The 20,152-nt window shown below is 73.0% G+C and carries 19 protein-coding genes and 1 tRNA gene; 10 read left to right on the top strand and 10 right to left on the bottom strand.

Annotation, left to right across the window (positions count from 1 at the left end):
• Positions 1–325: 325 nt before the first annotated feature.
• On the top strand, positions 326–1,753 hold the full coding sequence (locus tag ACFYM0_RS02845; protein ID WP_388495905.1) for an MFS transporter: 1,428 nt from the start codon (positions 326–328) through the stop codon (positions 1,751–1,753).
• A 5-nt stretch (positions 1,754–1,758) separates the two neighbouring features.
• A complete protein-coding gene (locus ACFYM0_RS02840; RefSeq protein WP_388495903.1) occupies positions 1,759–2,229 on the top strand; it encodes a universal stress protein in 471 nt (156 codons plus the stop codon).
• 33 nt (positions 2,230–2,262) lie between these two features.
• Here ACFYM0_RS02840 and ACFYM0_RS02835 read toward each other — a convergent pair whose 3' ends face one another.
• The 4 genes from ACFYM0_RS02835 to ACFYM0_RS02820 form a co-directional block, all read right to left on the bottom strand.
• Positions 2,263–3,234 (bottom strand): LLM class flavin-dependent oxidoreductase, encoded by a 972-nt coding sequence (locus tag ACFYM0_RS02835; RefSeq protein WP_388495902.1) that lies wholly within the window; start codon positions 3,232–3,234, stop codon positions 2,263–2,265.
• A 137-nt stretch (positions 3,235–3,371) separates the two neighbouring features.
• Positions 3,372–3,923, bottom strand: a complete 552-nt coding sequence (locus ACFYM0_RS02830) for an SRPBCC family protein (RefSeq protein ID WP_388495901.1) — start codon at positions 3,921–3,923, stop codon at positions 3,372–3,374.
• Positions 3,924–4,115: 192 nt separating this feature from the next.
• The gene (locus ACFYM0_RS02825) at positions 4,116–5,231 is read right to left on the bottom strand and encodes a catalase family protein (RefSeq protein ID WP_388496721.1); all 1,116 of its coding nucleotides are present in this window, start codon (positions 5,229–5,231) and stop codon (positions 4,116–4,118) included.
• 182 nt (positions 5,232–5,413) lie between these two features.
• A complete protein-coding gene (locus ACFYM0_RS02820; RefSeq protein WP_388495899.1) occupies positions 5,414–6,331 on the bottom strand; it encodes a hypothetical protein in 918 nt (305 codons plus the stop codon).
• Between the two features lie 561 nt (positions 6,332–6,892).
• On the opposite strand from ACFYM0_RS02820, the gene ACFYM0_RS02815 reads away from it, so the two are divergent.
• Positions 6,893–8,317, top strand: coding sequence for a D-alanyl-D-alanine carboxypeptidase family protein (locus ACFYM0_RS02815; RefSeq protein WP_388495897.1), 1,425 nt, complete (start codon positions 6,893–6,895; stop codon positions 8,315–8,317).
• Positions 8,318–8,395: 78 nt separating this feature from the next.
• Here the strand turns inward: ACFYM0_RS02815 and ACFYM0_RS02810 are convergent, their stop codons facing one another.
• On the bottom strand, positions 8,396–8,830 hold the full coding sequence (locus ACFYM0_RS02810) for a hypothetical protein (RefSeq protein ID WP_388495895.1): 435 nt from the start codon (positions 8,828–8,830) through the stop codon (positions 8,396–8,398).
• A 406-nt stretch (positions 8,831–9,236) separates the two neighbouring features.
• Here ACFYM0_RS02810 and ACFYM0_RS02805 point away from each other — a divergent pair, with 406 nt between their 5' ends.
• The 3 genes from ACFYM0_RS02805 (at position 9,237) to ACFYM0_RS02795 (ending at position 13,337) form a co-directional block, all read left to right on the top strand.
• Positions 9,237–9,887 carry a response regulator gene (locus ACFYM0_RS02805; protein WP_388495894.1) on the top strand — a complete coding sequence of 217 codons (651 nt, stop codon included), beginning with the start codon at positions 9,237–9,239 and terminating at the stop codon, positions 9,885–9,887.
• A 133-nt stretch (positions 9,888–10,020) separates the two neighbouring features.
• Entirely contained in the window at positions 10,021–11,370 is a 1,350-nt protein-coding gene (locus ACFYM0_RS02800; RefSeq protein ID WP_388495892.1) for a sensor histidine kinase, read from the top strand.
• Between the two features lie 257 nt (positions 11,371–11,627).
• Positions 11,628–13,337, top strand: coding sequence for a YbdK family carboxylate-amine ligase (locus tag ACFYM0_RS02795; RefSeq protein ID WP_388495891.1), 1,710 nt, complete (start codon positions 11,628–11,630; stop codon positions 13,335–13,337).
• An 830-nt stretch (positions 13,338–14,167) separates the two neighbouring features.
• On the opposite strand, the gene ACFYM0_RS02790 is transcribed toward ACFYM0_RS02795, so the two are convergent.
• Positions 14,168–14,240, bottom strand: a tRNA-Arg gene (locus tag ACFYM0_RS02790).
• 1,064 nt (positions 14,241–15,304) lie between these two features.
• Here ACFYM0_RS02790 and ACFYM0_RS02785 point away from each other — a divergent pair.
• From ACFYM0_RS02785 to ACFYM0_RS02775, 3 genes are all read left to right on the top strand, one after another.
• On the top strand, positions 15,305–16,510 hold the full coding sequence (locus ACFYM0_RS02785; protein WP_388495889.1) for a S1C family serine protease: 1,206 nt from the start codon (positions 15,305–15,307) through the stop codon (positions 16,508–16,510).
• A gap of 218 nt (positions 16,511–16,728) precedes the next feature.
• Positions 16,729–16,956 (top strand): cold-shock protein, encoded by a 228-nt coding sequence (locus ACFYM0_RS02780; protein WP_388496718.1) that lies wholly within the window; start codon positions 16,729–16,731, stop codon positions 16,954–16,956.
• 456 nt (positions 16,957–17,412) lie between these two features.
• Positions 17,413–17,547 (top strand): hypothetical protein, encoded by a 135-nt coding sequence (locus tag ACFYM0_RS02775; protein ID WP_388495887.1) that lies wholly within the window; start codon positions 17,413–17,415, stop codon positions 17,545–17,547.
• 56 nt (positions 17,548–17,603) lie between these two features.
• Here ACFYM0_RS02775 and ACFYM0_RS02770 read toward each other — a convergent pair whose 3' ends face one another.
• The 3 genes from ACFYM0_RS02770 to ACFYM0_RS02760 form a co-directional block, all read right to left on the bottom strand.
• A complete protein-coding gene (locus ACFYM0_RS02770) occupies positions 17,604–18,188 on the bottom strand; it encodes a hypothetical protein (RefSeq protein WP_388495885.1) in 585 nt (194 codons plus the stop codon).
• Positions 18,175–18,393, bottom strand: a complete 219-nt coding sequence (locus tag ACFYM0_RS02765) for a DUF5999 family protein (RefSeq protein ID WP_388495884.1) — start codon at positions 18,391–18,393, stop codon at positions 18,175–18,177. Before ACFYM0_RS02765 ends, ACFYM0_RS02770 begins: the two co-directional genes overlap by 14 nt.
• A 194-nt stretch (positions 18,394–18,587) precedes the next feature.
• On the bottom strand, positions 18,588–18,872 hold the full coding sequence (locus ACFYM0_RS02760) for a hypothetical protein (protein ID WP_388495883.1): 285 nt from the start codon (positions 18,870–18,872) through the stop codon (positions 18,588–18,590).
• A 204-nt stretch (positions 18,873–19,076) separates the two neighbouring features.
• Between ACFYM0_RS02760 and ACFYM0_RS02755 the strand changes: the two genes are divergently transcribed.
• Positions 19,077–19,694: a chorismate mutase gene (locus ACFYM0_RS02755; protein ID WP_388495881.1), complete on the top strand. Its 618-nt coding sequence runs from the start codon at positions 19,077–19,079 to the stop codon at positions 19,692–19,694.
• Between the two features lie 66 nt (positions 19,695–19,760).
• Here ACFYM0_RS02755 and ACFYM0_RS02750 read toward each other — a convergent pair whose 3' ends face one another.
• On the bottom strand, positions 19,761–19,955 hold the full coding sequence (locus ACFYM0_RS02750; protein ID WP_388495880.1) for a hypothetical protein: 195 nt from the start codon (positions 19,953–19,955) through the stop codon (positions 19,761–19,763).
• Between the last annotated feature and the right edge of the window lie 197 nt (positions 19,956–20,152).

Genomic DNA, 20,152 nt, shown 5'->3' with positions numbered 1-20,152 from the left:
GCCGCGAGCCGTGCGGCATCGTCGCCGGGATCCCGCTGGAGGAACTCGGCAGCGCGTACGCGCTCGCCCACCGGCCGGTCTCCGGCCGGTCTCCGACCGGGCCGGACCCGCCCGGTGAGGCGCCCCCGGAGCCCCACCCGGGCCCGCCGGCAGGTCGACGCCGGACCGACCGGAGCCCCGTCTGCCGACTGCCCCGAGGGGTATCCACCGCAGCGGGGGTCGATCGGTGGATGAAACACCCATCAAGTGATCAATACGGTGAAACCTCCGCTACCGCAAAACCCCACGGGTCACCCGGCCGGGGTCTTCACGGAGGGTCCCACCGATGTCCACGACCACCATGCTTCCCGGTTCGCCGCAGGGCGATGTCGCACAGCGGTGGCCGGCCCGGTTGTGGGGCGTCCTCGCCGTGCTGTGCCTCGTACTGTTCCTGGACGGTCTGGACGGATCGATGGTGGGGATCGCACTGCCTTCCATCGGCCGGGACCTGGACATGGGGCCCGCTTCCCTGCAGTGGATCGTCAACGGCTACTTCCTGGGGTACGGCGGCCTGCTGCTGCTGGGCGGCCGGGCTGCCGATCTGCTGGGGCGCCGGCGGGTCTTCCTGATCGCCCTGGGCGTCTTCGCCGCCGCCTCGCTGCTCGGCGGTCTGGTCGACAGCGGTTCCCTGCTGATCGCGACCCGGTTCATCAAGGGCGTGGCCGCCGCCTTCACCGCTCCCACCAGCCTGTCCCTGCTGACCACGACCTTCCCGGAGGGGCCGCAGCGCAACCGCGCACTGTCGGTCTTCAGCCTCTTCGGCGCGATGGGCTACTCCCTGGGACTGGTCTTCGGCGGCCTGCTGACCGGCTTCGGGTGGCGCTATGTCTTCCTGATGCCCGCCCCGCTCGCGCTGCTGGCCATCGCCGTCGGCTGGAAGCTGATCCCCCGCGACCGTCCCGTCAAGGCCGGCGGCCACGACCCGGCCGGCGCCGTCACCCTGACCCTGGGCATGCTGCTCGTCGTGTACGCCGTGGTGAGCGCGCCGGCCAGGGGCTGGACCTCGCCCGAGACGCTCGGCACCCTGGCCCTGGCCGTGGCGCTGCTGGCCGCCTTCGTCCTGATCGAGAAGCGTGTCCGCCACCCGCTGGTGCGACTGGGCATCCTGCGGCATGCCACCACCGTCCGGGCCAATCTCAGCATCGTGGCCCAGATCGGCTCCTACATGAGCTTCCAGTTCATGCTCGCCCTGTTCCTCCAGGACGGCCGTGGCTGGTCCCCGCTGCGCATGGCCTTCGCGCTCCTGCCGGTCGGCATCGTCGTCGTGATCGGCTCGCCCGTCGCCGGAAGGCTCATCGACCGCTTCGGAACCGCGCCGCTGATCCGTGTCGCCATGGCCTCCACCGCCCTGGGGTACGTGTGGTTCCTGGCCACCGCGGGCACTTCGCCCGGGTACCTGGCCACGATGCTCCCGGCGCTGCTGCTGCTCGGTGTGGGCTTCGCCCTCGGGTACAGCGCGATCATGGCGCAGGCCACCGAAGGCATCCGGGACGAGGAACAGGGGCTTGCCTCCGGGCTGGTCCAGACCTCCTCGATGGTCGGCGCCGCCCTGGTCCTCGCCGTCCTCACCGCCCTGCTGGGTACGGCCGGTCACAGCGGAGCAACCTTCTCCCCCTACCGCCCCGGCCTCAACCTCGTCACGGGGGTCGCCGTCGCAGGCCTCCTCCTCAACCTGGTCCCCCTCCGCCGGACCAAGCCCGAAACAAGGAAGTGATCTCCATGGTCAACCCTGGTTACCAGCGAATCGTCGTCGGCGTCAGCGGCTCCACGGGGAGCATCACCGCCCTCCACCGGGCAGTGGGCGAGGCCCGTCGCTGCGGTGCGGAGGTGGTTGCCGTACTGGCCTCCGCCCCCACGGTCCATACCGCCGACTACATTCTGACGGAGCGGAGCGTCGCGGAGCACCTGCTGGATTCCGTGCTCGATTCCGCCTTCGGGACGGGCGGCCGACCGACCGGCGTGCGCTTTTCGGCCCTTGCGGCCCTGGGAGGTGCCGGACCGGTGCTCACCCGGGTCGCGGACCGGGAAGGCGACCTCCTGGTCGTCGGATCCCCGCGCCGGCGCCTGCTGCCGGGATTCTCGACGGCACGGTACTGCGCGACCCACGCGACGTGCCCCGTGCTCGTCGTCCCCGTCCCGACCCTGTCGACGCGGACGGGCCTCGCGCCGCTGCACGCCTCGGAGATCTGATCCCGGCTCCACGACGGGCTCGCGGGGCCGCGCTCAAGAAGCCAGGCGTGGCAGCACCCGATCGAAGAAGAGGCGGATGCTGCGCCAGCCTTCGTCGAGGGGCATCCCCCCGCACAGCGGGTGCAGCACGTAGGTGGACAGGCCCGCAGCGACGGCTTCGTCCGGCGTCAGGACCTGGTAGACCCCCTCGGCCCGCAGCTCGGACACGTCGCCCGCAGCCGACTCGACCGCCGAGTGGGTCTCGTCGGACTGCCATGAGGCATACGTGCGGGCCTCGTGGAGGAAGTGCGCCCCGTACCGCGCCCAGGTCTCGTCCGGGTCCGGCGAGATGTGCAGCAGAGGCGTGCGGGCCGCGGGCATCATGCAGTAGCCGTTCGTGCCGTACTCGCCGCGCATGCGGTGGTAGTACGCCTCCAGCTCCGGCAGGTGCGCGCTGGGGAAGAAGGGCAGGCCGAGCCGGGCCGCACGGCGGGCCGCCGGCTTCGACGCCCCGCCGACGATCAGCAGGGGGTGCGGCCGGGTGTGGGGGCGCGGGGTGATCCGCACCGCACGGCCCCGGTACGTGAACTCCTCGCCCGTCCAAGCGGCGAGGAGGGTGTCCAGGAGTTCGTCCTGCAGGGTGCCCCGCTGCTTGAAGTCCACGCCGAGTGCCGCGTATTCCTCGGGCCGGTACCCGACGCCCACGACGGTGACCAGGCGCCCCCTGCTGACCAGGTCGAGGACGCTGATGTCCTCGGCCAGTCTCAACGGGTCGTACAGGGGGCCGAGAACGGCCGAAATCGTCACCGTGGTGCGGCGGGTCGCGCCGAGCACCGCGCCCGCGAAGGGCAGCGGAGCAGGCATCCAGTTGTTCGCGGCGCCGTGGTGCTCCTCGGTCTGGATCGTGTCGACACCGTGCTGGTCCGCGTATGCGGCCATCTCCAGAGCCGTGCCGTAGCGGTCCGCGAGCGAGCCCGCCGCGGGCTCCGGATCGACGAGGTTGAAGCGTATGACGGTCATGGCCATGGCGATCCGGCTCCCCCTGCGTCCGCGGGCGGTGGCAGTTGCGGGGAGGGACAGTAGCCGACTGCGCTTCGGATGTGAACGGTGGCGCCCGCCCTTGCAGGGGGCCGGTGTGAGGGCGGGCGCTGGAGCGGGAGGAGTCAGGACGCCCGTTCCGCCCGCTGCTTGAGGGCGCTGGTCTCACCGGCCAGGCCCTGCTGGAGGGCCGCTCCCATGAGCAGGTTCGTGGAAGAGCTGAAGATCCCGTCCAGCAGCAGTTCGTTGGTGACGAGCACCGTGCCGTCGGGCCGCTGTTCCAGGGTCCGGCAGCGCTGCCCGTACACGAAGTACGCGTTCCACCCCGCGTCCCGCCAACAGAGGCGGTGTTGCGGTTCCACCACGAGGACGGTGTGCTGGGCGGCCATCACGTGGTTGCCGAGGACGACCGTGACGTCGACTCTGCTGCCCGGCTCGAGTCGGCCCTCGGCCTGGCGGACCCAGGGGTTCCACTCTCCGTAGCGCGGCAGGTCGGCCAGGATGTCCCAGATCCTGGCCGGGCTCGCGGCGATGGCGGCCTGCTCGCGGTGCACGACCGAGTGCTTGCCCGGCACCCGCGGGGTCAGGTCGTCGCCCGGACCGGCCGCAGCCGCAGGGCCTGCGGTGGCGAGGGTCAGTAAGGACAGGGAGGTGATGAGGGTTGCGGCTCGGCGCACGGGGGTTCCCCTTCCATGGGTGGAGGGGCGGCAACCTAATGCCGCACCGGCCGGTCCCGCCAGGGCGTCGGGCCGTCCGCCGGACCGGCCGCGGCCGATTCCTTTCGCTCTCGCACCCGCTCCTGCTTCCCGCGGGGACCGATCGGCGGAGCCGGCCGCGGGCTGTTTGGCGCCTGCGGGCCGTGCGGCCCGTCAGGCCGTCGGCGGGAGTGCCTCGTCCGGACCGCCGGGCTCCGCACGGGGCTGTCCGTTGAGCTGGTGGCGCAGGACGGACGAGCGCTCGTAGACGCGTCGGCGCACCTCCTGGATCTGTCCCACCGGGCGGTGCTCCTCGGGGGTGCGCCAGGGGGTGAAGGACAGGGCGTCCGCGCGGTCGAGGTTGTCCGGGGCGGAGAGGTTCTGGGCGGGCACGACGATCCGGGCCACCGTCACGAAGGGGGAGAGGCGCTCGGGCCACGGGACCGAGGTGTTCTCCACGGGCATGGTCGAGAGGTCGGTACAGAGCTGCACCTGGAGGTCGAACACGTGCTCCGCCGACAGGGCGTCCTCGAAGAGCGCCTCGCGGACGGGATGCGCGGATGAAAGCGGGTCCACCGGGAGGGAGGGAGCGGCCGGGTTCTCGGCGGCCGGGACCACCCGGACCTTGGCGACGTGGTCGCCGTGGCGCAGGGCCCCCATGGACCAGAACTCCGTGTGCATCAGGTGCGGTACGGGGCGACCGGCCTGGGAGAGCACCGCGAAGAGTTCGTCCCACAGCCAGTGCTCGGGCGGCAGCGTCCCGTCCCGGGTGAGGAAGGCGTGCAGCCAGGGCGCGCGGCGCGAGCGGTCCGCCAGAGCATCGGGCAGTTCGCTGAACAGCCGGGCGAGGACGACGTAGTCGCGGGCGGTGTTCGCGAAGAACACGGGGTTGTTGATGAGGTTGTAGTCCATCGTCCCCGCGGCCGGTTCGTCCGTGAGGGCCTGTCCTGCGACCCCGAACATCTTGATCGCCATGCCGCAGGCGCTTCCCAGCCGGACGTCCGGACGCACGTGCCCCGTTCCGTTCGAGAACCGGATCACCGCGGGATAGCGCCCCGGAGAGGCGAACACCCCTTGCGCATAGGCGGGGTCGGCCGGAGGAAGGACCCGGACCTCAGCCCGCAGCAGCCCGTAGGGCTTGGCGTGCGCGAAGCGCACGGCGTCCTTCGTCCCCTCCGCTTCGGCCGAGCCGCGCACCGTGCGCTCGACCTCGGCGACAATCGCGTCCACGTCCTCTTCGAAGCCGGGTCCGTAGTCGGTGTCCAGGTCCTCGTACCGGATGAATCGCATGGTCACATCACGCTTCCAGGGGTTGGGGCAGGCCGGGAAAGATCATGGGCAGCCTAAGGACGCCCTGTGGAACGAGAATCCACCGAACGGCCATTCGATGGCCCCCTCCGATCGGCCCCTCCCACCGTCCCCTCCGATCGGCGTCCGCCGGTACGGGACCCGATCTGACGGCCACCGCGGGGTCAGGCGGCCGATGCCTGCCGTCCGGGTGCGATGACCGCCGGGTGCCGGAGCACCGGAGAGGGCGCGCGGCGGTCCCGGAGGCGGCGGGCCGCCAGGGATCCCAGGGCGACCTTCTGTGTGGGGGCTTCCATGGCCCGGTCCAGGATCCGCTCGTTGCGGGCCTGCCGGCAGGCGTCGCAGACGGGGATCCCCTCGCGCCGGTGGATCGCGTGGCCCGCGGTCGATCCGCACGCGCCCGTCCACTCCGGCTGCGCCTCCGGGGCGTCGATCGTGTCCTCGTCCCAGCACGACGGCGGGGCGTAGCCCTTCTTCGCCGCCCGGGTCTTCGCGGTGCTGATGTGCCAGGCGCCGCGTCCCGCGCCCGCGGGGTCCGTGTGCTGGTACTCGTCGTAGAGGGCCGCGACCCGGTGCGCCGTGGCCGCGTACACGTAGTGGCGGCTGCGCACGCTGAGCATCATGGCGTTGAGGTTGCCGGGGGAGATCCCGAGCTGCTCCGCCATCCACACGCCGTCGTAGCCCAGGGCATTGAGCGCCTGGAGACGGCGGCGGGTGCCGAGCGGCGGGAGGTGGGAGCCCGCGCGCACCTCGTCCGGGGGCAGCTCCAGTTCGACCGTCCAGAGCTTGTCGATCGTGGACTGAAGCAGACAGGTGATCGGAACCTTGCGGCCGCCGACCATCCGGTGCCCCTTGATCACGTGCAGGATGGTGTCCCGGCTGACGCCGCTCTGTGCCGCCATGGCGCGGGCGGTCATCCCGCCCCGGTAGTAGAGGCGGCGCAGGTGCCGCTGGACGTCCGCGATGTCGTGGCTGCGCGAGGGCTTGCCGCTCTGGGCCAGGTACCTGCGCCGCTTGACCTCGCGTCGCGCCAGAGCGAGCTGGTCCGGTGTCATTTCGGCCCGGGGCGTGTACTGGGACAACGGGCTCACCCTTTCGTATCGTCTCGTGTCCTTCGGACGTTCGGGACTGCCGTACGAGGTGTTCGGCGGTGTCCTCACCGTAGGCAGCGGCCCGGACGGGCCGGTTCCACCGATCGGTCGTCGGGCCGGTGGAGGAGGTGCGTGCGCACCGGAGGGCTCCGCTGTCCGCGCGATGCCGGCTGTCACCTGCCGGGATCCGCCGACGAGGGGATGCGCGGGCGGGTGCGGCCGCGGAGGGTGGGGGGAGACCGGTACGGCGGGGCGGGTGGCCGGATGGGCGGGCGGCCGCAGGCGGCGGTTCCAGGGTCTGCGCCAGCGCCGGATCCGCCGCCCTCGTGGTGCGCCGCACCGGCTCACCTCTCCCTCCGCCGGCCATCACCCGACCTGGGGAGCGCCTTGTCGACCGGGCCGGATCAGGGAGCGGTGTCCGGTGCCGTGCATCGCAAGGCGGAGGAGGGGGTCGACGCGGAGCGTCGGCGAGTGACGACAACGCGGTGAGGCGCGGCACCAGACACCGCGAACCCGGCCGGATCGACAAGACACCCCTAGGAGAGCCCCCATATGCGTCGTGAACCATGCCTGCCTTCGCCCGCCGACAGGCGGGCCCCGTGGCGGCGAGCCCTGCCGGCGCTGCCGGCCCTGACCGCCGTGCTGTGCACCGCGGCCCTTGCGCTCGGGCTGGTGCTGTTCGCCCGGCCGCCCGCCGCTCCCGCCCTCGTGCGGACCCTCCCCGGCGCCCCCGTGGCCCCCGGGTGGCCCGCGACCGGCCAGGGCGCGTTCGCCGTCGCCGGCGGGCAGGTGTACGCCTCCCCGCACCAGGCCCCGGTACCGATGGCCAGCACGGCCAAGCTGATGACGGCGTACGTCTTCCTGTCCCGGTACCCCCTTCCGGCGGGTGGGGCCGGTCCCTCGTTCACCGTGTCGGCCGCCGAGGCCGGCCGTGCCGCGGCCCGCGCCGCGCGGTCGGAGTCAGTGGTGCCGCTGGAGCCCGGGCAGCGAGTGACCGAGCGGCAGGCGCTGGAGGCGCTGCTGGGCGCCTCGGCGAACAACGTCGCCGACGAGCTGGCACGTTGGTACGGTCCGGCCGTGGCCGGCTTCGTCGGCGAGATGAACGGCACGGCGCAGCGGCTCGGCATGGCAGGCACCCACTACACCGGCCCCAGCGGGCTCGAACCCTCGACCGTCAGCACGGCCGCGGACCAGGTCCGGCTGCTGCGGGCGGCCCTGCGGCTGCCGGCGTTCACCGCCCTGGCGAGCTCCTCGTACACCGACGTGCTGGGGCACCGCCACGTCAACACCAACCCGTTGCTGGGGCGGGAGGGTGTCTTCGCAGGGAAGACCGGCACCACCCGGGCCGCCGGGCGCAACCTCGTCTTCGCCGCGCGCCGGGAGATCGACGGTCGCAGCCGGCTCGTCGTGGGGGCGGTACTCGGCCAGCCGCGCCCGTCCGCGCTGACCACCGCAGCCCGGCAGGTGATGGCAGACGGTGACCGGTCCCTCGTCACCGCGCCGGTGGTCCGGGCCGGCGAGGCCCTCGCGCGGGTCCGTGACCCGCGGGGCCGCGGCGTCGCCCTGCGTGCCGAGAAGGACCTCACGGTCACCGGACCGCCCGGGGCGGAAGTCGCCCTGGGCATCGAGCCGGAGACCGCCCTGTCCGCCGGCACCCCGGCGGGAACCACGGCCGCGCGGGTCGCCGTGACCGGCATCCGGCTCCCTGGGGCGACGTCTGGAGCCGGGGACACGGGTGCGAGTGGGGACGTCGGCGGGTCCGGAGGCACGGGCACGGCCGGGGCCGGAGCGACACGTGGGGCCGGGGATGCCGGTCGGGCGTCCGGGGCGGCCGGGGGTGATGGCACCAGAGCGGAGGTGACCGGGAGCCGGGCGGGCGTCGCCCTCGTCACCGGGGCGGTGTTGCCCCGGGGGCCGGCCACGATCGAGCTCGTGCTGCGTCCGTGGGCCTGGGCGGCTGGGGTGGTGACGGGGTGAGACCGGCGGAGCCGCGCTTGCCCTTCGTACGGGTACGGCGGCACTGCCGGCGCCCGGGACCACGGATACGGGGGCCCGTCACTCGGGGACGGCAGGTTCCTCGCCCTCTCGGGGGGCGGGCCGGGAGTCGCCGGCCGGGTCGTCGTCGGAGGGCTCCGGGCCGTCGCCGTCGTCGGGGCCGTCCGGGGCGTCGTAGGGGACGGGTTGTGCGCGGGCCCACCCGCAGCCGTCGGCGCGCCCGGCGGAGACGGTCCCCGCTAGGGTCGCGGGCCTAACGCCGCAGCGGCCCTCCGTGTTGTGCGCGGCGCACGCCTCGGAGGGGTCCCTCCCGGCCGGTCCGGACCCATCGCGCTCCCCACCTGCTCCGTCCACCGGGGCGGCCACCGTCACGGTCTGCGTCGGCCCGGTGTCCGCGTTCGCGTAGGGCAGGGCGCCCGTGGACATGAGCAGCGTGGCCAGGCCCGCACCGACGAACGTGTACCTGCCTGCTGTGCGGTGCCGCCTGCGGCCCATCTGCTTCTGCTCCCCATCCCCGCGCGCCTGCCGCGAGCGGTCCTCGGAAGCAGCTTCCCGGCAGTTCGGCAGCTACCGCAGGAGCCGTCCGGGCAGCCGGTCGCGCAGGGGTCGCCCTGCGTACGGCGGACCACCCACCCGCGTGGGAGCGGCGCCGCGCGACGCTTCCGGCGGACCCCCTTCGGGCCGGTCCGCTGCGACGGCGCTCAGGAGCGAAGGCGCCGCCGCCGCTGACGGTGCGGGGTGCGGGAACCTGCCCCAACGGGCTTTTCCCGTGGTGAGCGAATTGTCAATCCACCGAAGGGGTCTTCTTTGATCGACCTAATCGCTGCCCGTATGCCTCGTTCGGATCCCGCCGCCGACGGACAGGATTGGTCCTTGCCAAACCCCAATGGAGGCCTTCTCAATGAACCGCACGACCGGGCCGCGCATCCGCGTACTCATCGCGGATGACCACCCCGTCTACCGCCATGGGGTGCACCGGGAACTGGAGGCAGACGAACAGCTCGATGTCGTCCGCGTATGCCAGGACGGCAAGGAGGCGCTGTCCGCCATCATGGAGGTCGCGCCGGACGTCGCCCTGCTCGACCACCGCATGCCCGGTCTGGACGGAGCCCAGGTCGCCCGGACCGCGGCCGAATCCGGCTCGCCCACCAGGATGCTGATCCTGTCCGCGTTCACCGAGAACGCGACGGTCTACCAGGCCCTGCGGGACGGGGCGTGGGGCTACCTCACCAAGGAGTCGGAGCCGCACGAGATCGTCCAGGCGGTGAAGGCCTGCCACGACGGCGACCCCGTACTGCCGACGCGACTCACCGCGGGGCTGATCTCCGAGATCCGCAGCCGGACCGAGATCCGTGACCCGCGACTGACCCAGCGGGAGATGGAGATCCTCAAGATGCTGGCGTCCGGGATGTCCACCCCGGAGATAGCCCGGGCGGTGTACCTGGCACCGTCCACCGTGAAGACCCACATCCAGCACGTCTGCGACAAGCTGGGGGTGTCCGGCCGTGCCGCCATCGTGGCGGAGGCCATGCGCCGCGGGATCCTCGATTAGCGGCGGCCCGGGAACCCGGGTGGCCACCGTCCTGCCAGGCCGAGGAGATCCCCGTGAGGGACACCCCAGCGAGGCAGCGCCCGAGCGGGCCCGCCGGTTGCCGGTAGAGGTCCCCCACATCCGGGATTTCCCTGTGAACCATGCCATGGACTCCGCCACCGCCCCGGGAGGCACGGAACTCGCCGCCCTTCAACGCGCCTATTCCGCAGGAGGCCTCGAGGGCGTCCTGACCTCGTACCGGGCGGACCTCATCCGCACTTCCACGTGGCTGCGGCTCGGCCTCCTCGCCGTCCTGGCACTCGCCTCGGCGCTGGAGCACGGCGGCCCGCTGCCCCTGCCCGCGGTGGCCGCCCTGGCGGGCTACGGACTCCTCACGCTCGCCACGGCCGCGGGACGGTACCGGCTGGGGCGGCCGCGCAAGCACACCAGCTTCGCCGGCGCCATGCTGTGGGGGGACGTCGTCGTGGTGGCCGTCCTCGCACTCGTCTCGGACGGAGCGCCCGCACTCGCCCTCGCGCTGTTCCTGGTGCCGATGTTCGCGGCCTTCCAGCTCCCGGTGCGGCGCACCGCCGTGATCGCCGTCGCGAGCCTGGTGACGTACCTGCTGCTGCTGGCCGGGGATCCGCGCCTAAGGGTGCGCACGGTCGACGAGAACGCACTGGCGGTCCTCGCCTTCCTCGTCCTGACCTGTCTGGCCTGTCTGGTGGTCGCCCGTCAGCACCAGGAGCGGGCGGGGTGGATCCGCCAGCTCATTTGGGAGCGGGGGCTCCTCCTGGCGGAGGTGATGTGTGTCGAGGAGCGCGAACGGGCGACCCTGGCGGAACTGTTGCACGACGGCCCGCTGCAGTCCGTGCTGGCCGTACGGCTCGAGCTGGGCACGGCCCGGAGGCTCGAGGGCCCGGAGGCCGTCGCCACCGCGCGCGTCAGACTCCTCGACATCTCCCGGCAGTTGCGCGACCTCACCGCCGAACTGCATCCGCTCATGCTGGAGGCCAAGGGGATCGGGCACATCCTGAGCCTCCTGACCAACACCACCGCCGAGCGGGCCGGACTCGAAGGCACGTGCGAGGTCACCGTGCGCCACGACACCGAGCAGCCCGACCTGCGAGAGGGTCTCGTCTTCACCGCCGCCCGGGAGCTCCTCAACAACGTCGTCCTGCACGCGAAGGCCACCCGGTTCCACGTCTCGCTCATGGACGACACGGGGGTGTGGAGGCTGGAGGTGCGCGACGACGGTCGCGGCATCGCCCCGGACGAGCCGCGCAGCAAGCTGCTCAACGGCCACATCGGGCTCGCCTCGCTGCGCATCCGGATCGAGGCGGTCCGGGGAACCATGGCGATCCTCTCCGGCTCGGAGGGCACGACGGTGGTCATCACCCTCCCGGCGCTCGGCCAGGACTTCGGGTTCCCCGGTCAGGTGCCGCCGTCGTCGGACCCCGTACGGGGCCGGTGGCTCCGTCGGTTCCGCAGCCGCCTGGCGTGAGTGCCGGGACGGGCCTTTCCACTCCGTCCGGCCTTCGGCACAGCACACCGCAGGGGCCCGCGTCGGAGCAGCCGCGCCGCGCGGGAACGGCAGGACCGAGCGCCGGCGGAGTGCCCGGCGCCGCCTCGCACGCCGTACGCCCCGGCGCATCGCCGCCGCGCTGTGCGTCGGCATCGCCCAGAGCCTGCTGCTCGAGACGTTCGTCCTCCGGGCCTTCGTGATCCCCCCGGCCTCGATGGAGCCGACGCCGGGGGGCGGTGAACGGGCTCTGGCCGCCACGCTCACCCACTGGTCCGGGAGCGCCCACGCCCAGCGCCGCCCCCCCAGGAAAGCGGGGACCCAGCCGGCGCCGACACCCCTGTTCCACGTCAGCGTGCCCGCCGGCCGCCTGTCCGTGCTCGGCCACAACCGGGGCAACTCCGCCGGCTCCCGGGCCGGGCGCACCTCGACAACGGCTGCCAGGGATCGGTACCGGAGGGCGCCGTGACCGGAGGGGCCTTCGTGGTGGCCCGGCCACCGGGCACCGGCGCACGGTGGAGGTCTGCCCCGCCGCTCGGTGCGGGGCAGCTCCGCCGCCCGGCCCGCCGATCGGTGGAGGACCGCCGTCCGGCACAGGACCAGCATGGAAGGCATCCCCGTCCGGCTTCGGGCCACACCTGGCCGGCCGGGCACCCAATGCCGCGACGTGCTTCGTCCGGCCTCCGCGCCGGAGCACGCCGAAAGCCCGTGTCGTCTCGGCCCGTCCGATTGGTTGGATCTCATTGAACGCCAGGATCCTCTCCCCCTTGCCGGGTGCCGGCACGCTGGTTTCCCCGCCGCCCCTCTTCCCGCCGCTCCCTCTAGCCTCGCCGAGCCCTGCCGTCGGGCGGTCGGTGTCGCTTTCGCTCGGGGTGGAGGAGGAGTATCTGCTCGTGGATGCCCGGACGTGGCAGTTGGTCCCGGCCGCTCCGGAGATCCTCGCGGACGTGGTGCACTCGGGCCACGCCTTCCACGGTGAGGGCACCTTGTACCAGGTGGAGACGGCGACGCCGGTGCACCACACCCTGGACGGGCTGCGCGAGAGCTTGACGGGTGCCCGCCGTGTTCTGGCGGCCGCTGCCCGGGCTCGCGGGTACCGTTTGGTTGCGGCGGCCTCGCCGGTGCTCGCGCCGCCGGTGCCGCTGGCTCTGAACCTCGACAAGGAGCGCCGGCGTGTCCGTCGGGCCCTGTTCGGGGCGCTCACGGACAGTCTCGTCAGCTGTGGCCGGCACGTGCATGTGGGCACGGTCGACAAGGAGTTCGCGGTCCGGGCGACGAGCCGTATGCGCCCGTGGATCCCGACGTTCGTCGCTCTCGCGGCGGCCTCCCCGGTCTGGAACGGCCGGGATACCGGCCATGCGAGCTGGCGCACGGTGACGTGGTCCTCGTGGCCCTCGGCCGGGCTGCCGCCGCATTTCGCCTCGGTGGCCGCGTACGAGGGTGCCGTCCAGGGTCTGCTCGACTCCGGTGCGGCTCTGGACACGGGGATGGTCTACTGGGATCTGCGGCCGAGCGTGAGCTGGCCCACTGTCGAGCTCCGGGCACCGGACATGTCTTCGCGGCTCGACGATGCCCTGTTGCAGGCGGCCCTGGCCCGCGCACTGGCGGCCCATGTGCTCGCCGAGGACCCCGGCCTGCTCATGAGCCCTGTGGTTTCGGGTCGGGCGCTGAGGCTGGCGCGCTGGCGTGCCGCCCGTGGAGGGTTCGAAGGCGAGGGGATCGACCCCTTCACGGGTGCCGAGGTGCCCGCGGCCACGCTGGTGTGGCGGCTCGTGGATCTGCTGGGACCCGAGCTGGAGGCGGCCGGGGACTACGGTCATGTGACCCGCACGCTGATGGGCATGGTCCGCGAAGGATCGCCGGCGGCCCGCCAGCGGGCCGTCTTCGCACGCCGCCAGTCCGGCGCCGACCTGCTGCGCCACCTCGCGGACGAGACCGAGGCCTGCTGACGCACCCGCGAAGGCCCCCACGGCCCACGGGACGCACGGGCGTTGCCACGCCTCCACCCAGTCCGGGGCCCGCAGCTGTCCTGTCGACTCCTGCCGACCGTGCCGGTGTGGATCGGAGCCCTTCGGGTCGGAGGCACCGCTCCGGTCCCGGAGCGGTGCCTCCCTGCCCGGTGCCGTACTCGGCACCGGGTCGCCCGTGGATGGCCGACGCCGTCGGGGCATCGGAGCGTCAGCCATGCACCCTCGTCCCGGGCCCCGGACGAAGGCGGCCGACCGTACGGGGAACGGCCGGTATCCGCACGGTAGCGCGCACCGGCCGAGCAGCGGAGCGGCCGAGCGGACGGTGAAAGGACGGATGCCGAGGGGCCCATGGGCGTAGGGCCGGGGCCGGGCGGGTGAGCTCGACCGGAGGGGGCAGGAGGAGCCGTAGCCGTGCTGCGCGAACCACGGCAGCAGCATCCTTCAAGGACGGTCGGCCCGATGGTGCCGCCGCCACACGGTGGGGGTCAGGCCGGCCACCTGTCACCGGGCTGTCCGGCGCGGTGTTCCGTCGCGGACGCGGGCGAGACGGTCAGCAACCCGCCCCGCGGTGCGAGGGGTGCGGGTGAGTAGGGCGGTGCGCATGGGTCGCCGCCCTTCGTTTCCGACCCGCTGCGCGCGCGTGGGACGTACGAGGCGCACGGGACGGGCGGGCCTCGCCCCCACTGTCCGTCGCACCGGCTTACGTGCCTTCCCCCGATCGGCCCACAGGGGGCGGGGGACACAGGTGACGAACCATCAAGAACTGTGCATGGCGCAGCCGTTGATGCCTGGCGGACGGGAACGGCCGGTGCCCCCGGCAGGACTCGAACCTGCGGCCAAGCGCTTAGAAGGCGCCCGCTCTGTCCACTGAGCTACGGGGGCGGGACGGGTCCGGCGAGCGGCCTTCCCTGCCTCCGCCAGGCTAGTGCCGTGGCCGGAAGATCCGACCCGGAGGGGACGCGGCGGTGCCCGCTCCGGGGTCGGCGCCCGGTCGCACCGGATACGCCCGTGCGGTGGGGCGTGCGGCGCTACCCGTGGCGGTCGGTCCCCACGCGGACCTGTCGTCGGTCTCCCCGCGCCTGTGGAAGCCGGCGGATGCGGTCGCGCGGGCCGGCTCTCGCCGACGGCGCGCGTGCAGGGCGGGCCGCCGTGTGGCCCGGGAGGCCGGGACGCCGTCGGTGACTCGCCGGCTGCCCCGGGCCGGTTCCGACCTCGCACTCGACGCCGTGCTCGCGTAGACAGGGTGCTCCAGTACGTATGGGACCGGGCGCGAGTGGTGCTCGCCACGGCCTCGGCCGCCACGTGCGCCCCGTCCTCGTGGCGCAGCGGCCCCGCCGGCGCCGAAGCGGACGGACACGCGCGTGGTGCGCCGGGTCCGGCAATGGCCGGCCACCTGCCCGGCGCGCGCGGCCGGGCGGTGCGGGTCCGCCGCAACGCCCTGGAGGGCGCGCTCATGGCGGGCCGCCCGTGTGCGGTGCCCGGGGAACGGTCGGGGCCCGCTCCGGCCGCACGGGAGGAGGGCCGGTTCCGCCGGCCGGACCCTCCGGTCGGGGGATCGGGCCGCGCCACCACGCGGCGATGCTGGACACACCACTCCACCGCCGTGCCCGTACGCGGGCCGAGGAAGGCAGGTTCCGGTGAGCAAGTCAGAGGAAGGCAGGCACACCCCGGAGACGCCCGCGGCACCCGCGGCGCCTGCCCCGGAGGCCCGGACCGCCCCGGCCGCGTCGGGCGCACCGGCGGCGCCGAACGCCCCGGACCACCCCGAAACCCCGACCACTCCGCCTGCCCAGGTGGCACGGGGGGCGGTTCCGGTAGCACCGGCCATCCTGGCCCTCCTGGCTGCACCGGCTGCACCGGCTGCACCGGCTGCACCGGCCGAACCCGACAACCCGTCTGCCCCGGGTGCACCGGTGGCGCCGGGCGCACCGATCGACCCGGCCACAGTGCGTGCTCCCGCCTCCCCGCCAGCCCCAGCGGCTTCGGCCGCCCCGGCGGAGCTGCCCGGCCCGGCCGGGGCGACGCAGCGGGCCGGGGCCGCGCGGGAGTTCACGGTCCGGCAGCTCGTGGCCGCCGGGGTGGGGGTCGCCCTGGTCGCCGGCGCCGTGGGCGGTCTGATCGGAGCCTGGGGCTCGGGCATGCAGGCGACCCTGTCCCTGCGGCCCGCCTTCCTGGCCGGGTCACACGCGGCCGGCCCGGTACCCGGCGTCGCGGCGGAAGCGCTGCGCAGCACCGTCACCATCCAGGCCGAGCGCCCCGGGGTCCGGGCGGTGGGCACCGGGTTCTTCTTCGACTCCGCCGGCCACATCCTCACCAACGCCCACGTCGTCGACCCGGAGGGCGGGCCGGCCAAGCTCACCGTGACCTTCGCCGACGGGAGCACCGTCCCGGCCTCGCCCGTCGGCGTGGCCAAGGGCTACGACATCGCCGTGATCAAGCTCGACGGACGCCACCGCACCCCGCCGCCGCTGGCCCTCGGCGACTCCGACCGGGTGGAGATCGGCGAGCCCGTGGTCGCCGCCGGCGCGCCCTTCGACCTCGAGGGGACGATCACCTCCGGCATCCTCAGCTCCGTGGACCGACCGGTGACCACGCAGAACGGGACCGCGGTCGCGTACCTCAGCGCCCTCCAGACCGACGCCCCGATCAACCCGGGCAACTCCGGCGGCCCGCTGCTGGACGACTCGGGCAGAGTCATCGGCGTGAACTCGGCCATCAGCGCCGCGGCCACGCCCCAGGGCGGCACCGCCGCCAGCGTGGGCCTGGGATTCGCGATCCCCGTCAACCAGGCGAAGTGGGTCGCGGAGAACCTCCTGAAGCACGGCACGGTCCCGTACGCCCAGCTGGGCCTCGTCGCGGACGGCGGCTACGGCGGCACGGGCGTCCAGATCATGAAGAAGCCGCCCAAGGACGGCACCCCGGTGCTCGTCGCGGACGGCCCGGCCGCTCGGGCCGGGCTGCGGCCCGGAGACGTGATCACGGCTCTCGACGGACGGGTCGTCGCCAACCCCCCCGCGCTGATGAGCGCCGTCTGGGCGCACCGCCCCGACCAGAAGGTCGAGGTGACCTTCCTCCGCGACGGACGGTCCCGCACCGTCACGCTGGTACTGGGGCAGCGCACCACCGAAGAGTCTGCTCGTCGGAGCAGCTGATGCTCGATGCCGGGTACGTGAGGAACGCGCGAAGCCCCATGGGTGAGAGCGAGTCGGGAATTGCGGCGGGTGCCCTGTCGATTGCCCCATCTAATGCCCGGAGAGGGTAGGAGGTGACGGGACGTGCGGTGTGTGATGGAGACAGCATTATCGGCTGGCGGATTGTGGTGGTTCACCATTCTCTGTTCCGATTCATCAATGAGCAATACGGAGAAGTCATGGCAGTAGGTACGGTCAAGTGGTTCAACGGCGAAAAGGGTTTCGGGTTCATTTCCCCGGAAGTTCGGAGCGCCGATGTTTTCGTCCACTACAGTGCCATCGTTGGCAATGGTTTTAGGTCGCTCAACGAGGCGGACCGGGTTTCTTTCGATGTGGAGAAGGGTCCGAAGGGTCTGCAGGCAGTGAACGTGGTCGTCATCTCGCAGCCCGCGATCTCCCGCCTCTGAAGCGAAGTTGAAGAAAGTCGATCGGTAGGTCGATCGAAAGGAACTCGATATGCTGCCGAGAATTGCACTCTGACTTTCTTTCCGGCCTGCTTGACGGGACGGTGGGTCCGGTTGACTGGCGGGGGAGCCCCTGGTGGATGGTTTTCCGATAAGAAATCCGTCTCCATCAGGGGCTTCGTGCGCTTGGGGGGGCTGGACCTCACCGCCGACACGCCATCAGCTCGACCACCAGCGGGCGGTCCACAACGAGCCACCGATCAGCGTTCCTCGGGCGTGTGGTCGGCCGTCGCCTGCAACAGCACGGCCCGTTCCTGCGTACCGATCCGCTCACTTGACTCGGGACGACGCGTCGTCCGCCGCACCGGCCGGTCCGGCAGGCGGCCCGGAGGTGCGCGATCGGGCGCCCCGGCCGACATTGGGCCTACCCAACCGGTCCACCGTCAGCGGAAAGTGCCGATGTCCGCTCCCCTGTCCGTACGCCTGCCCCCCGACGGCTACGTCGTCTCGTGCGAGACCCTGGCCGGGATCGAGGGCCACGGCCCCACGTTGCTCGTGCAGGGGAAGACGGCCCTGGGGAGGCCGTGTCCCTGAGCCGGGGCCCTCGGGGCGGTCCGGCTGACGGTCTGCGGACGGGCGCGGATGACCGGCTAGACCCGCGCGGCGTGCGCGGAGGTCTGCAGGACCCAGGAGCCGTGTTCCAGGGCTGAGAACGCCGATTCCATGGCGTTGAGACGTTCGGACACCGCGGCCATCACGTCCGTGACGTCGGGGGACAGCCGGGCCCGCTCTTCGGCGGGCAGGCTGTTCCACAGGGCGCGGCACTTGGCCATGTTCGGCCGGAAGAGCTCCAGGCCGTACTCGGAGACCGCCCGGTGGGCGTGGTCGACGTCCGAGGTCGGGAACCCGTACGCACCCTCCCGGATCCGGAGCGCCAGGTCCCATGCGGGGCGCAGCCTGCCCCGGTCGCCCGTGAGGTCGGTGGTGATGCGGGTGATGGCCGATGAGGGTTCGCCGTAGACGATGTCCAGGAGGAGGAACTTCACCCGCCAGACTTCTTGGTGGCCCACTGTTTGTTCGGGCGTGCTGAACGTGTCCGCGATCGCGCCCTGCTCGGCCTTGGTGCGCAGGACGATCCGCTCCAGGCGGAGGTTGTCCGCGGTGAACGCGTGGACGAGCTCCCCGAACCGCAGGACCGCCTCCGAGAATGCCCACCGGGGCTCAGCTGCGGACACGGCCGCAGTCCTTGCTCGTGCTGACGACGGGGACTCGGCACGGCGGGACGCAGCAGCCGTCGGGGAGCAGCTCGCCGGTGTCGTCGAAACGCGTCACCCCGTTGCAGAGCCGTGCCCAGCCCTGTTCCGGGCGGTGGTGCACGGTCACGGCGGCGTCCCGGTCGGGGGAGGTGGCTGACGGGCAGGTCGGTTCATGTGTGCACATCGTGCTTCCTTCTGGAGTAGCGGCACTGGTACCCGGGGGCCGTGGCGGTGCGGATACAGCGCTGCGCCCGCTCCCGGGATCGCATTCTGCTGCCGGAACCGGGGCCGACCCACCGCGTACGGTCAAGCCTTCGGGCAGCACCCGGGCGGCCGTACCGCGGCCCGGCCGGAGCACCGCTGACCGGGCGCGGGCGGTCAGCGCGGCCGCGTCTGCGGAGGCACTCGGCGCGATCGCACACCGCGAGCCGGGCGCGGGAGGAGACCGTCCGGCGTCGGCCGGGGCACCGGGGCCCCGTGGCGTGCGGCCAGCGCCCGCAGCTCGGCGGCCGTCTGCGTATCGCCCATCTCCGCCATGCACCGAGCGATGCTCAACAGCGCGCGGCGGGTTCCGGCACAGTCCTTCTCGTCGACGCTGTGGTCGAGCCAGAGGAGGGAGAACTCCGCCCGGTCCGCAGCGTCGAGGGCATCCCTTTCATCCATGACCAGGACTGTAAGGGCGCCACCGGCACGGCCGACCGGGCCGATCAGCCGCCATTGGGGAGGAGGCGCGGACCCTCCGACCGGGGGAGGCGCCGTATCCACCGGTGCCCGGGATCCGGGGCGCTTCGGCCGGTGCGCCGTCCTCCGCCCGCCGGGCCGATCCGAGGGGGCGGCGGCACCGGCCGCGGGCGGACAGTGGTGGGCATGAACTCCAGCATCAGACGTACGGTCGTCCTGCGCGTCCTGCTCTGCGCGGGAATGGTGGCCCTCGTCTGGACCGGCGCCGTGCACGGCGCGGAACCGGACGCCGCGCACGCCGGGGCCTCCCGGCGAGCCCTGGGCACGCTCGTGAAGCTCGCAGGCGAGCGGATGATGACCGCCGACACGGTCGCCGCGGCGAAATGGGGCACGTCCCAGCCGATCGACGATGCGGCTCGGGAACAGGTGGTACTCGAAGATGCCCTCGCGCGGGGTGCGGAACTGGGCATCCCGCCGGCCACCGTCAGCCGGATCTTCGAGGACCAGATCGCGGCGAACAAGACCGTCCAGCGGGCGCTCTACTCCGCATGGCAGGCCGCGCCCGAGAAGCGGCCGACCCATCGGCCCGACCTGAGCACTCAGGTGCGCCCGGTACTCGACCGCATCGACGGACGGTTGCTGACCGCCATCCGCGATGCGCAGCCCCTGCTGACCCGCCCCGGCTGCGGAGCGGCTCTGGACCGGGCGAAGGCGGCAGCGGCCGCCGAGATGGGGCTGGACGCCGTCCACCGGGAAGGACTGGACCGGGCCCTGGTCCGCATCTGCGCGGCCCCCTCGTCCTGACCCGCCCCGCTGAAGCTCTGGCGGATCCGTGGTGAGCGGCCAAGGCCACGCCCGCCCGGGCGGCCGTCAGCCGGTGAAGGTCAGGTGCTCCGCGGTGGTGTTCAGGCGTACCGCCCGGTCGGAAACCGGGATCGTGCACCCCTCCGTCGAACTGCAGCTCGCGCAGCCGATCAGTACCGTGGCCTCGCCCGGACCGGTCGCGCGGATCGGCAGGCGGGTCGTCACCGGGCCGTCGGGGTACACGGGTACGGCGGTGCTCACGCCCGGCACCCCGATTTCCTCGACGGGCGCTTCGGAGGTGAGCCGGCCCGCCGCGGCCACCTTGCCGGTGGGCCGTACCTGCGTGGGCCGGCCGGCCCCCTCGACCCCCTCCGCGGGCAGCGTGGCGCTGTAGAGGTGGAAGCCGGCCTCGTCGGGGGTGAAGGTGGCAACCAGGGTGCCGCCGGAGGAGTTCCAGT

It is taken from the genome of Streptomyces sp. NPDC006487, assembly GCF_042870555.1.
In the GTDB taxonomy this organism is placed as follows: domain Bacteria; phylum Actinomycetota; class Actinomycetes; order Streptomycetales; family Streptomycetaceae; genus Streptomyces.
Note: the sequence above shows the minus strand (reverse complement) of the source record. Positions and strands in the feature narration are given on the sequence as shown.

Excerpts from the sequence above, each read along its gene's own strand:
- ACFYM0_RS02845 (WP_388495905.1), top strand. The coding sequence starts at position 326 with ATGTCCACGACCACCATGCTTCCCGGTTCGCCGCAGGGCGATGTCGCA.
- ACFYM0_RS02840 (WP_388495903.1), top strand. The coding sequence starts at position 1,759 with ATGGTCAACCCTGGTTACCAGCGAATCGTCGTCGGCGTCAGCGGCTCC.
- ACFYM0_RS02835 (WP_388495902.1), bottom strand. The coding sequence starts at position 3,234 with ATGGCCATGACCGTCATACGCTTCAACCTCGTCGATCCGGAGCCCGCG.
- ACFYM0_RS02825 (WP_388496721.1), bottom strand. The coding sequence starts at position 5,231 with ATGCGATTCATCCGGTACGAGGACCTGGACACCGACTACGGACCCGGC.
- ACFYM0_RS02815 (WP_388495897.1), top strand. The coding sequence starts at position 6,893 with ATGCGTCGTGAACCATGCCTGCCTTCGCCCGCCGACAGGCGGGCCCCG.
- ACFYM0_RS02810 (WP_388495895.1), bottom strand. The coding sequence starts at position 8,830 with ATGGGCCGCAGGCGGCACCGCACAGCAGGCAGGTACACGTTCGTCGGT.
- ACFYM0_RS02805 (WP_388495894.1), top strand. The coding sequence starts at position 9,237 with ATGAACCGCACGACCGGGCCGCGCATCCGCGTACTCATCGCGGATGAC.
- ACFYM0_RS02780 (WP_388496718.1), top strand. The coding sequence starts at position 16,729 with ATGGCAGTAGGTACGGTCAAGTGGTTCAACGGCGAAAAGGGTTTCGGG.
- ACFYM0_RS02775 (WP_388495887.1), top strand. The coding sequence starts at position 17,413 with ATGTCCGCTCCCCTGTCCGTACGCCTGCCCCCCGACGGCTACGTCGTC.
- ACFYM0_RS02765 (WP_388495884.1), bottom strand. The coding sequence starts at position 18,393 with ATGTGCACACATGAACCGACCTGCCCGTCAGCCACCTCCCCCGACCGG.
- ACFYM0_RS02760 (WP_388495883.1), bottom strand. The coding sequence starts at position 18,872 with ATGGATGAAAGGGATGCCCTCGACGCTGCGGACCGGGCGGAGTTCTCC.
- ACFYM0_RS02755 (WP_388495881.1), top strand. The coding sequence starts at position 19,077 with ATGAACTCCAGCATCAGACGTACGGTCGTCCTGCGCGTCCTGCTCTGC.